This window comes from Pseudomonas sp. NPDC089547, from assembly GCF_050280665.1.
In the GTDB taxonomy this organism is placed as follows: domain Bacteria; phylum Pseudomonadota; class Gammaproteobacteria; order Pseudomonadales; family Pseudomonadaceae; genus Aquipseudomonas.
Map to the genome: position 1 here is coordinate 1 of NZ_JBNNVS010000085.1, position 10,599 is coordinate 10,599.

General features: G+C 61.6%; 7 protein-coding genes and 1 pseudogene. 6 read left to right on the forward strand and 2 right to left on the reverse strand.

The window, feature by feature from the left end; genetic code table 11:
- Positions 1 to 248, reverse strand: a pseudogene (locus ACQKPZ_RS27540) (phosphoribosylformylglycinamidine cyclo-ligase); the annotation flags it as partial.
- Positions 249 to 503: 255 nt separating this feature from the next.
- Between ACQKPZ_RS27540 and ACQKPZ_RS27545 the strand changes: the two are divergent.
- The 5 genes from ACQKPZ_RS27545 (at position 504) to ACQKPZ_RS27565 (ending at position 5,087) form a co-directional block, all read left to right on the forward strand.
- Complete coding sequence (locus ACQKPZ_RS27545) at positions 504 to 1,562, forward strand: DUF2066 domain-containing protein (protein WP_427544350.1); 1,059 nt, start codon at positions 504 to 506, stop codon at positions 1,560 to 1,562.
- 12 nt (positions 1,563 to 1,574) lie between these two features.
- Positions 1,575 to 2,648, forward strand: a complete 1,074-nt coding sequence (locus ACQKPZ_RS27550; protein WP_427544353.1) for an AI-2E family transporter — start codon at positions 1,575 to 1,577, stop codon at positions 2,646 to 2,648.
- Between the two features lie 284 nt (positions 2,649 to 2,932).
- Positions 2,933 to 3,640 carry a DnaA regulatory inactivator Hda gene (hda, locus tag ACQKPZ_RS27555; RefSeq protein WP_391138132.1) on the forward strand — a complete coding sequence of 236 codons (708 nt, stop codon included), beginning with the start codon at positions 2,933 to 2,935 and terminating at the stop codon, positions 3,638 to 3,640.
- A 126-nt stretch (positions 3,641 to 3,766) separates the two neighbouring features.
- Complete coding sequence (locus tag ACQKPZ_RS27560; RefSeq protein ID WP_427544356.1) at positions 3,767 to 4,414, forward strand: C40 family peptidase; 648 nt, start codon at positions 3,767 to 3,769, stop codon at positions 4,412 to 4,414.
- Between the two features lie 139 nt (positions 4,415 to 4,553).
- On the forward strand, positions 4,554 to 5,087 hold the full coding sequence (locus ACQKPZ_RS27565) for a C40 family peptidase (protein ID WP_427544359.1): 534 nt from the start codon (positions 4,554 to 4,556) through the stop codon (positions 5,085 to 5,087).
- 18 nt (positions 5,088 to 5,105) lie between these two features.
- On the opposite strand, the gene ACQKPZ_RS27570 is transcribed toward ACQKPZ_RS27565, so the two are convergent.
- On the reverse strand, positions 5,106 to 7,655 hold the full coding sequence (locus ACQKPZ_RS27570) for a dermonecrotic toxin domain-containing protein (protein WP_427544362.1): 2,550 nt from the start codon (positions 7,653 to 7,655) through the stop codon (positions 5,106 to 5,108).
- Positions 7,656 to 7,849: 194 nt separating this feature from the next.
- Here ACQKPZ_RS27570 and ACQKPZ_RS27575 point away from each other — a divergent pair, with 194 nt between their 5' ends.
- Complete coding sequence (locus ACQKPZ_RS27575; protein WP_427544365.1) at positions 7,850 to 10,396, forward strand: dermonecrotic toxin domain-containing protein; 2,547 nt, start codon at positions 7,850 to 7,852, stop codon at positions 10,394 to 10,396.
- The last annotated feature ends 203 nt before the right edge of the window (positions 10,397 to 10,599 follow it).

The window sequence follows — 10,599 nt, forward strand, 5'->3', positions numbered from 1 at the left end:
ATGCTGTCGTGCTTGTTCAGGTTCAGCGCCAGGCGCAGCTTGGTACCGACGCCGTCGGTGCCGGAGACCAGCACCGGCTGCTTGTAGCCGGCCGGGATCTCGCAGAGGGCGCCGAAGCCGCCCAGGCCACCCATGACTTCAGGGCGTGCGGTGCGTTTTGCCACGCCCTTGATGCGTTCGACCAGTGCTTCGCCGGCGTCGATGTCTACACCGGCGTCCTTGTAGCTCAGGGAGGGTTGCTTGCTCATTGATCCAGGCCTTTAGGAGGGAGGGATTCTTAAAAACGACCATGGCGGCCAAGGCCGGCGGGTAAGCGGCGGCTGCCTGAAACGTCAGTGGTCTGTGAAGGCGCGCGATTTTATCAGGGTTGCCGGGCAGCGGCCATCCTCAGGCCGACGGGCAGGGCGGTAAATTGTTGAAAAAGGCCTGAGGGTGGTTGATGCGGTTGCTTGTGTATAAGCTGCAAGCAGCGAGTGTAGAGCTCGACTGGACAGGAATCCTCCATGCGTTTGTTCACTATTCTGGCGGTCGGTTGCCTGGCCCTGATGGCAGCCACCGCCCAGGCTGAAAATGTCTCCGGCCTTTACCAGGTGCGCGAGCCAGTCACGGGGCAGGGCGCCGAAGCGCGTGCCGCAGCAACGGCCAAGGCCCTCGACACCTTGGTGCTGCGCCTGACCGGCGACCCCAAGGCAGTGCAAAGCCCGGCACTTGCCGAGTTGCGCAAGGATCCGCAGCAAATCATCAACCAGGTTGGCAGCGAGGCCGGCCCGCCCGAGTCTGTGGTGGTCGAGTTCGACCCGGGCAGTACCGAGCGCGCATTGCGCAAGGCCGGCTTGGCCCTGTGGGGCAGCAACCGGCCTTCGATTATTGGCTGGTGGCTGAATGACAGTGCCGAAGCCAGCAGCCTGGTCGGCGACGGCCAGGCCAGCGCCCAGCCCCTGCGCCGTGCCGCCCAGCACCGTGGCTTGCCACTGCGCTTGCCGCTGGCCGACTTGCAGGAGCAGCTGGTGGCCAATGGCAAGCAGATCGAAGGCAGCGACCCTGCACCGTTGCGTGAGGCCTCCGAGCGCTATGGCGCCGATGCCTTGCTGGCGGTGCATGCCCAGGAGGCCGACGGCAAGTGGCAGGGCAAGTGGCAGCTGTGGCTGGGCGACCAGCGCGAGCAAGGCACGGCCGAGGGGGCTGACCCGGCAGCCTTGGCCGACGCGGTGATGCTGGCAGTCAGCAGCCGCCTGGCGCCGCGTTACGTCACCCGCCCAGGCGCCAGCAGCCAGATGCAGGTGCAAGTGCAGGGGATGAACCTGCAACGTTATGCCGAGCTTGCCCGCGTACTTGAGCCTTACGGCCCGCGCCTGCAGATGGCTGAAGGCACCACCCTGACCTACGGTGTTACCGGCAACCGCGAACAGTTGCGTGCCCAGCTCGGCCTGGCCAAGTTGCAGGAGCTGCCCGCAGAGCAGGCGCCCGCAGCGCCCGCCACGCCAGCACCGGCGGCGGGCGAGCAGCCTGCGCCGGCCCAACCTGCGCCCAAGCCGTTCGACGGCCTGCGTTTTCGCTGGTAAGGGGAGCATAGCTTGATCGACGTTCGTCGCTGGATCTGGCTGGGCGCTGCCCTGCTGGTCGCTGTGCTGCTTTATAGCCTGCACAACATTCTTACCCCGTTCCTGGTCGGCATCCTTCTGGCCTACCTGGCCGACCCGCTGGTTGACCGCCTGGAGCGCCTGGGGCTGTCGCGCACCTGGGGCGTTGTGGTGGTGTTCGGCCTGTTCACCCTGTTGTTGCTGGCCCTGCTGCTGGTGCTGGTGCCGATGCTTGCCAAGCAGCTGGTGCGCCTGTACGAGCTGGCGCCACAGATGCTCGACTGGCTCGAGCATGTTGCCTTGCCTTGGGTGCAGAGCCGGCTGGGCCTGGCTGATGGCTTCTGGAAGTTCGACAAGATCAAGACTGCGATTGCCGGCCACATGGGCCAGACCACCGACATCGTCGGCATGTTGCTGTCCCATGCCACGGCGTCGAGCCTGGCGCTGATAGGCTGGCTAGCCAACATGGTGCTGATCCCGGTGGTGGGGTTCTACCTGCTGCGCGATTGGGACCTGATGATGGCCAAGCTGCGCAGCCTGCTGCCACGCCAGCGTGAATCGCAGGTCGTGGGCCTGGCGGGCGAGTGCCACGAAGTACTGGGGGCATTCGTGCGTGGGCAGCTGATGGTGATGTTGGCCCTTGGTGTCATCTATTCGGCCGGGCTGATGCTGGTGGGGCTTGAGTTGGGGCTGCTGATCGGCATGCTCGCGGGGTTGGCCGCCATCGTGCCCTATATGGGCTTCATCATTGGCATCGGTGCGGCGCTGGTGGCTGGCCTGTTCCAGTTTGGAGGTGACCTGTACCCGATGCTGGGCATCGTCGCCGTGTTCATGGTCGGGCAGGCACTTGAGGGCATGGTGCTGACGCCGCTGCTGGTCGGGGACCGGATTGGCCTGCACCCGGTGGCGGTGATCTTTGCCATCCTGGCCGGTGGTGAGCTGTTCGGTTTTACCGGGGTATTGCTGGCCCTGCCGGTTGCGGCGGTGATCATGGTACTGCTGCGGCATGTGCATGATGTCTACAAGGAGTCGGACATGTATGACGGGGGGATCGACCCGGAGTTGTGATCCCCCAGGGCTGCGTTGCGCCCCCTGTAGGAGCGGCCTTGCGTCGCGATGGGCTGCGCAGCAGCCCCAGAATTGTGGTCCCGGCACAAATTGTTGGGGCTGCTGCGCAGCCCATCGCGACGCAAGGCCGCTCCTACAAGGGGGGCATTGCAGGCATATGGTGTGCAACTTGTTGATTTTGCTTGTGCTATCTGTTGCCGTGATTGTGCGCCCCGCGTTGCGGGTATAGACTTTGCACATTGTTCACCAAAGGCCCCCTGCGGTCCTGCTGACCGCCCGCGAGCATGAAACCACCGATCCAGTTGCCCCTGGGTGTGCGCCTGCGCGACGACGCCACCTTCATCAACTACTATCCGGGCGCCAATGCTGCGGCATTGGGCTACGTCGAGCGGTTATGCGAAGCCGACGCCGGCTGGACCGAGAGCCTTATCTACCTGTGGGGTAAGCAGGGTGTTGGCCGGAGCCACCTGCTACAGGCCGCCACCCACCGCTTCCAGCAACGCGGCGAAGCCGCCGTGTACCTGCCATTGGCGCAACTGCTCGATCGCGGCGTGGAGCTGCTTGACTACCTGGCCCAGTACGAGCTGGTGTGCATCGACGATCTGCACGTGATTGCCGGCAAGGCCGATTGGGAAGAGGCCATGTTCCACTTGTTCAATCGCCTGCGCGACAGCGGTCGGCGCCTGCTGCTGGCAGCCTCGGCGTCGCCCCGTGAACTGCCGATCAAGCTGCCGGACCTGAAGTCGCGGCTGACCCTGGCTTTGGTGTTCCAGATGCGTGGCCTGTCTGACGAGGACAAGCTGCGGGCCCTGCAACTGCGCGCGTCACGCCGCGGGTTGCACCTTACCGACGAAGTCGGCCACTTCATCCTCACTCGCGGTGCGCGCAGCATGAGCGCCCTGTTCGATCTGCTGGAGCGTCTCGACCAGGCCTCGTTGCAGGCACAACGCAAGCTCACCATCCCGTTCCTGAAGGAAACCCTGGGCTGGTAACCCCCTGAAAACGCTGGGCCAGAGCGGCAAAACAAAAAAGTCACATCTTTTTCGATAAAATTTGCAAATGGCCATGATAGAGGGCATAGTTTCCCCCTCTAAAGGATTACAGACACGGTCGTGCCCATGCTGAAGCGCTTCGCACCCCTCGTGCCACTCGCACTCGTGACCCTGCTTTTTGGCTGCGCGGCCCAAGGCCCGGCTTCCCAATCCCAGCCTCAGGATCACGCCCCGATCGCCGCTCAATCGGCAATCAAGGCCAAAGCCTCGTCCTCGTCGGTATTCGGCGAACCGGAAGAGCTGGCCACTGAAGATGACCTGGAGGCTTTCTCCAGCAACAGCAAGCCTTACCAGTTGCCAGTGCTGGCGGACAGCATTCTGGAGCGCGGCATGTCGCTGATCGGCACCCGCTACCGCTTTGGCGGTACTTCGGAAAAGTCCGGCTTCGATTGCAGTGGTTTCATCGGCTATCTGTTCCGCGAAGAGGCGGGCATGACCCTGCCACGCTCGACGCGTGAAATGATCAACGTCGACGCCCCGAAAGTGGCGCGCAACAAGCTCAAGCCTGGCGACCTGCTGTTCTTCAGCACCAATGGCCGCGGCCGTGTCAGCCACGCCGGCATTTACCTGGGTGACAACCAGTTCATCCACTCCAGCAGCCGCCGCAGCGGTGGCGTGCGCATCGACAGCCTCGGTGACCGCTACTGGAGCAAGACCTTCATCGAAGCCAAGCGCGCCTTGGCCATGGCGCCAACCAACATCGCGCGCAACTGATGGCAAAATGATGTAACCTCTCGCGGCGGCGATGCTTTGAAAAAAGCTCGCCGCCGTGCGCATTTACAGAAAGCGTCTAATCTAAATTCTCAACTCTTTTCGGCTGCGGCCGTTCGGTCTCAGACAGGATGTTCTGGCCATGGTAAAGATGGCGCGCTTTGCATTTCTCTCCCTGGCGGCCTTGCTGGCTGCCTGCTCCAGCCGTGCCCCTGCGCCGGCCCCTGTGGTGCAGCCGCAGATTACTTATAGCCAGGCCAGCCCGTCACCGATTGCCGATGACGTGCTGATCCGCGCCATTGGCCTGGTCGGTACGCCTTATCGTTGGGGCGGCAATACCCCGGACTCCGGTTTCGACTGCAGCGGCCTGATCAAGTACGTCTACCGTGATGCGGCGGGCATCAGCCTGCCGCGCTCCACGCGGGAAATGATTGTCATGCGTGCGCCGACAGTGGATGCCAAGTCGCTGCAGTCGGGTGACCTTGTGTTCTTCGCCACCAGTGGCGGCTCACAGGTTAGCCACGCGGGTATCTATGTGGGGGAGGGCCGCTTCGTGCATGCCCCTTCCACTGGCGGCACCGTGCGCCTGGATTATCTGTCAAACAGCTACTGGGCCAAGGCGTACCTGCAAGCCAAGCGGGTAATACCGCAAGGGCATCTGGCGCAGAACCCTTGAGCCAAGCGGTTTTTGGCATCAAGTGACTGGGAAGAACCGGTCGACCAAGGTCGGGTTTTTTACCAGGGCCAGGTAAGTTGCACGGTCGAATGGCTCGCCGGTACGCAGGTCGTACACTGGCCCAGCGGGTTGGTCGACCTGGCTCATTCGCACTTTCACGAAGTAAAAATCTACGCCGCGGACTTGGGACAATTGCTCGATGCGAAAGTAATGGCCCGGGGTAAACAGGGTTTCCGCTTCTTCGGTAGCGCCTGACAGCGTGCTGATGGGCGTACCGCTGTAATACTGCTTGGCGGGCAGCTCAAATACCACGGAGCTGTCATCGAATACCCCATTGTGCCCCTCAGGGGAAACCTGGTCAGTGTCAGTGGCGAATCGGCGAACGATGTAGGGGTTTTCGGTGAATGAGGTAAAGTCGGTGTTTACCAATGTGTCCCCGACTTTCAGGCGACCGCTGCGAAAATGCGCACCGCTTGTACCTCGTGTGCCGTGACCACCGCGATAAATCGGAACCGCGTTATCTCGCGGCAAGGACTCCAGGTCGTCGGCCAGTTTGTTGATGAAGTCAGTGTCATCGCTGTACCCGCTGGATGGCTTCCCTTCTCGCAGTGGTCGATTGATCTGGGTGTCTTCCTCGCTGTAGGTGCGGATCAGGTGGTTGTAATATTCGCCACCCTGCTCATAGGTGTAATGGGTTGTCCCGTCGATCTTCACACAGTCGTATTCATCGCCGTCTGAGTCGGCGATGGCGTCTGGATCAAGAGAGGGCACGAACGCGTCGTCGAGCAGTTTCTTGTTGCGCTCTTCTGCCTGGTCGGACATTGCCTCGCTGCGTGTCTCGTCGGTACGCATGTATTCGTCCCAAAACTGCGATTGCTCTTCGGGAATGGCAGCGGCGGTGCCGGGTGGGCTTCCTCCAGCCAGCCGGGGGCGTTGCAACAGCTCCCATTCACCTTGTTCGTTCTGGCGAACCGGCCTTGGTTCGCCAAAAGCAAATGGGTTGTCGGGTGGAACAATCAGCCAGTGTTCGAGCTCGTGGCTGTAGCGCACCCGGTAGGGTATGTCATCGATCTCGATCCAGCAGCTGCCATCCTCGCTGATGCGGATGCCTTGTAGCGCGCCGCTGCCTTCAGGCTCATTGACCAGTAACCGGTTGCCTTCAAGGCCGTTCAGCGGCTCCAATGTGCGCTCTGCGGGCTGCCATTGCCCCACAGCGGCATCCAGCTCATGCGGCGGTGCACGATAGGCCAGCGAGGCGAAGCTGGACCCGGCTGCGACGTCGGCCATGTTCAAGGCAGCAAACAACGTATCCAGCATGGCTGCGCGCAAGGCGGCCTTGCGGGCCTGACCGGAGCGGGCGTGCACCGCAGTGTCGACATCGAGCCCGACCATGGCCACCGATGCGCCCAGCAATGCCAGCGACACCGGCCAGCCCAGCGGGGTGAAACCTGCAAAAATCTTGACGAAGGCAGACAGGTACCCGCCCCACATGGCTTTGCGCAGGGCACTGTTGTCGAGCAGCAGCGCGGCATTTTCGCGCATCTCCTGCTGTGCCAGTTCAGCCATGTGCAGGAACAGATCCTGGCCCACCGAGCTGCGCGAGGCTTCCAGGTGTTGAAGTGCCACGTGGCTGGATGCGCTGTGCGCGATGGCCAGCAGCAACTGTTCAACGGCATCGGTCCGGCTTTGCTCCTGCAAGCCAGATAACGCCCCGGCCGTGTACTCCGAGCGCGACGATGAACGTTTTAACTGCCCCTGCAGCCATTGAGCCATCGCGTTGCGCGATGCAAAACCATGCAGCGGCTGCTCTGCCCAGGGTAGGTACAACAGTACGCGCTCGCCCTGCTCACGCAGGTTGTAGAAGCACGGCTTTTTGCTCGAAGCAAAGCAGTATGCGCTGGCGCCGCGCATGCAGGCGGTTTTGCCCTGCGACAAGCGCTCAAGTGTCAATGGCGCCGAAGACGCGCCAAGCAGTGACGTTTTCAGCCAGTCAAGATCATCCGCGCTTATATGCCCGGCTGCAGCGGCCCTGGTGCCCTGACCAAGCAGGTTGACCTTGGCCAGCAGCCGAAAGCGCTCCCCGTGCTCCCCCCAGAACTGTTCGACTTCGCTGCGATATAGCGTGGCGAAATCCAGCGCCCACAAATCCTGCTGCACTTGGCGGCCGAGCAACGGTAGCTCGTTGTTTTCGTCGTAGTACCGCGCATTGCGCCCTTGCCGGTAGAAACCACCGTAGACATCAAGCTCATCACCGGCTTCCTGAAAATGCAGGTCGAACCGTCTGGCGACAAGCTCGGTGAGCCGTATGGATTTCAAGGGCGGCCCATTGTGCTGCCACCCGGTGAAGCTGCGCGGGCTCGAACTGGCGCTGTCGAACTGGTGCCACCACACGTAGCGGGGTTCGATCGGCCGAACGCAATGCTTGCGCAAAATCATTTTGGCTTGCCTTTGCAAGGACTCGTCGAGGTCAGGGTAGGCACACAGGAAGTCGTCCATCACCTTGGCCAGCGTTCTGCCAACTCCAAGTGCCTGCAAGTTCTGCCGGAGGTGTTGCTCGAGCTCGTTCATCAGCTTCTCGCGAAAAGGAATGGGCAGACATTGTTGTCTGAGTGGCGCGAGCTGATCGGTACATGCTTGTCACCTTTGTGGCTGCAACTGTGCCTGCTCGCCACGCTGTGTTGCCGATGTTGCGGTAATACACATGTACCGCTGCCAGGGGCCGGGGGAGGCCAGGCTATGCATTTCGGCCCACTGGAGCGCGCATGAACGCAATTGAAGAGCAAACCCTTCGCCGCCTGGAAGCATCGGAAGCGGCGATCCCGCTGGTACGGCTGTCTGACGAGGTGCTGCAGGCTTATCCCGACCCTTACCTGCTTGCGAGCAGGCACGCAGAGCAGATCATGCACAAGCACACGGGCCGGCTGATTGATCCGCGATTTGTCTGGTGGCACCAGTTCAACTCGGAAAGCTCCAGCAACCGCAGCTTTACTGGCTGGCAGCACAGCGGGCCACCACAACAGTCGCTGATTCTTACCGAGCTGGTAGTCGAACGCTTCGATACCTACTTCCAGGAGGCGGTTGATGAGCTCGACATGCGCGGCGGCTTTTACCGGCAGGGGCCCCATGCTGCTTTCTATGACGAACGAAATGAAGTCCCCATGCTGGGCAGCGCCGTGCAGCAGGATTTGTGGGCGCTGGACTTTGCCACGCTGTACCGCGACGAGGTCGAGCGCTTCTGGGCAGCCCAAGGGGAAAACTTCAGGATACTCACGAAGATCAACCTGCTCGGGGAGGGTGCGCGCGCGTTGTTGGGCGCAAGGATTTCGCAGCTCGATTGGCAGCGTTTGCGTGCTTTTGTTGACGAAAGGCTGACGAACGAGCGTTTGCCTACCCTCGAGTCACTAAGGCGGGACAGCACCAGTGCGCCGTTCACGGTCAACCGGTTCGTGTTCGGCACTGGGGACAGGGGGGCGCTGTTTGCTTTTCAGGCCTCCGACGGCCGGGTAGTGGCATACAGGCCTTGGCACGCTGAAGCGCTCTGGGCATTCGACAGCGAGTTGGCGATGGCCCATTGGCTCGCCGCGCAATTGCAAACGCCTCAGGCGCTGGACAGTTTTGTGGCAGGGGCAAACGATAGCCGGCACGAGCCAGCAGCGCAGCAACTGATCAGGGTGCATCTGACAGGCATAGCCGATAGCCGCTCTGACGATGCTGCGCTCAAAGCGCTAAAGCTGTTCGAGCGTCGGCTCAGTGGTGACCTGTTTACCTACCTGCAAGCGCAGGCCAGTGCCGAGATGCGCCTCACTGCGCAGCTGATGCGGGATAACCACAGCCTGCGCAAGGCAATGCTCAGCGGTTACCTGTCTGCATTTCTGGGCGTTTTTGGCGGTTTCGTCCCACTGGGTTGGCCGATGTCGCTGATGGTGCTGGGGGCAAGTGTTGGCAAGGTTGCCCTGGATGTTGACGCAGCCCTGCACGCAGCCGATGAGCAAACCCGCAAGAGCGCCCTGCGCGAGGCGATACTCGAGAGCCTTTTTGCAAGCCTGAGCCTTGTGGATGTGGCTTTCCAGTCAACCCTGACGTTGGTGGCAAGCCAGGCGCCGCCCCATGAAACAGGCGTTGCTCTGGAGCAGTGGCAAGTGAGTACCAGTGCCACGCTCTCGGCTGAAGGGCAGGAGAGCAACTTGCTGTTGAGCGGCGAACTGGGTTCGAGCGGGCGTTTGCGCGGCATACGCATGACCGATGATGGCAAGTGCTGGATAACCTTGAATGGTCTTTCCTACCGTGTGCGTTACAGCCATGAGCTGAGTGCCTGGCTGGTGGTGCCTACCCACAACCCCTATGCATTTGTCCCGCTAAAGCCTGTGCGCTTGAATGCTGGTGGCGAGTGGGAGCTGTTGATACCGCCACGGCTGCTGGGTGGCAGCCCCCCGGTCGTGGACGGTATGCCCAGCACTACGTCACCGTTCTGGGACACTTACACCTCCATGGATGAGGTACACAGCACAGGGCTGGCCGAACGTGCCCTGCGGCGCCAGAAGGCCCTGCTGGAGAACTGGCCGGTGGCCGAGTTGGCCCGGGGGGAGGCGCCAGCGGTGGACGAGCGTGGGCTGGATTGCGTAAGGGTCCGAGGCCGTCCTTATTATTCCTACCGCTATGGCAATGAGTATTTCAATGCGTTAATCGAGTGGTACACCAGCAACCAGTCGACTGTGAATGATGTGTTTCGCGCCGGCCGTTACGAGTATGGGGACGAGGACGGTTACATCGGCGACCTGGCCAATAGCCTGGGGCTGTTACCGAAAAGTAACGAGGTCACCCTTTACCGTGGCGGCCATCGCTCACGTGGCACCAGCGGCGAGCTTTACAGAAACGGCCACTTGAAGGTGGGCGACGTGCTGGTCAATACCGACCTGACCTCATTCACTGAAAACCCGTACAAAGTCACAGAGTTCGCCAGCCTGCCATTCGCTGGGGCACCGGGCGGTTTACCCGGGCTGTTCGATGACAGTTCGGTGATTTTCGAGCTGACTGCCGGGGGCTACTGGGGGGCAACGCCGATCAGTGCGTTTTCCATTTACTGGAAAGAAGGAGAAACACTGATGCTGCCCGGCAACTATTATCGCATCGAAGGTCTGGAGCAGGTGTATGGTGAGCATTACCGTTTTATCAAGGTGATGCTGGGGCAAACCGGCAAGCCTGTCTCAGGTCCGGTGTATGACATGCGCACGGGGCTGCCTTTCGATGAGGTCGCCTACCGGGCGCGGTTCCGTACACCGTCGCTGGTGCAGCGTTTTTTCCCGGCATGAAAACGGGGTTGTCAGTAGGGGGGGCGCCAGATTCCCCCCCCTGTTTGCTCTTGCTTCTGCTTCTGCTTTTGCTTTTGCTTCTAAGCGCGCGATAGTCCAGGCGCCGCAGATTGCGACTTCAGGAGGCCGAGCGGAGGGATTGCGGAGGGAGGTGACGGGCATGGATGCCCGTCAAGCGCTGAGGCCCCATGGATGGGGCCTGC

Bases quoted from the DNA above. Each gene is read 5' to 3' on its own strand.
- ACQKPZ_RS27545 (WP_427544350.1), top strand. From the start codon at position 504: ATGCGTTTGTTCACTATTCTGGCGGTCGGTTGCCTGGCCCTGATGGCA.
- hda (WP_391138132.1), top strand. From the start codon at position 2,933: ATGAAACCACCGATCCAGTTGCCCCTGGGTGTGCGCCTGCGCGACGAC.
- ACQKPZ_RS27560 (WP_427544356.1), top strand. From the start codon at position 3,767: ATGCTGAAGCGCTTCGCACCCCTCGTGCCACTCGCACTCGTGACCCTG.
- ACQKPZ_RS27565 (WP_427544359.1), top strand. From the start codon at position 4,554: ATGGTAAAGATGGCGCGCTTTGCATTTCTCTCCCTGGCGGCCTTGCTG.
- ACQKPZ_RS27570 (WP_427544362.1), bottom strand. From the start codon at position 7,655: ATGAACGAGCTCGAGCAACACCTCCGGCAGAACTTGCAGGCACTTGGA.
- ACQKPZ_RS27575 (WP_427544365.1), top strand. From the start codon at position 7,850: ATGAACGCAATTGAAGAGCAAACCCTTCGCCGCCTGGAAGCATCGGAA.